Below are 357 nucleotides of genomic sequence, written 5' to 3'. Positions count from 1 at the left end.
ATGGGTGAAGCCCGTGTTGAAGGCGCTGTGTTTGTCGATGGTAATCAAAATGGCGTGAAGGAAAGTCAAGATCTTGCGATCCCAAGCCTTGCAGTCACCCTGAGCGGTAAAGATAAGTTCGGTAACGTTGTGTCATTGAGCACCAGCACCGACAGTAGTGGTACATTCAAATTTGACGCACTGCGCCAACCGGATGCAGACGGGTATGTGGTGACGCGCGCAGACACTCCAAGTTATGAAGATGGCCAAGATTACCTTGATGGCATAAAGAATACTCATGCGGGTAAAAACGCGGTGAAGGTCATTATGGTGGGTAAACCAAGCAAGGTGATCTTTACCGAACAACCCAATGCGGGT

Annotated in this window: 1 protein-coding gene; it reads left to right on the top strand. The window is 49.3% G+C overall.

Annotated features, from left to right (window positions below):
- A partial coding sequence (locus tag J8M01_RS23850; RefSeq protein WP_211059610.1) for an SdrD B-like domain-containing protein occupies positions 1 to 357 on the top strand: 357 nt, incomplete at both ends.

Origin of the sequence: Pseudoalteromonas sp. MMG005 (assembly GCF_018101015.1) — a bacterium.
GTDB classification, from domain to species: domain Bacteria; phylum Pseudomonadota; class Gammaproteobacteria; order Enterobacterales; family Alteromonadaceae; genus Pseudoalteromonas; species Pseudoalteromonas aurantia.
The sequence above is the reverse complement of the archived record's forward strand: the minus strand, read 5'-3'. Positions and strand labels throughout refer to the sequence as shown.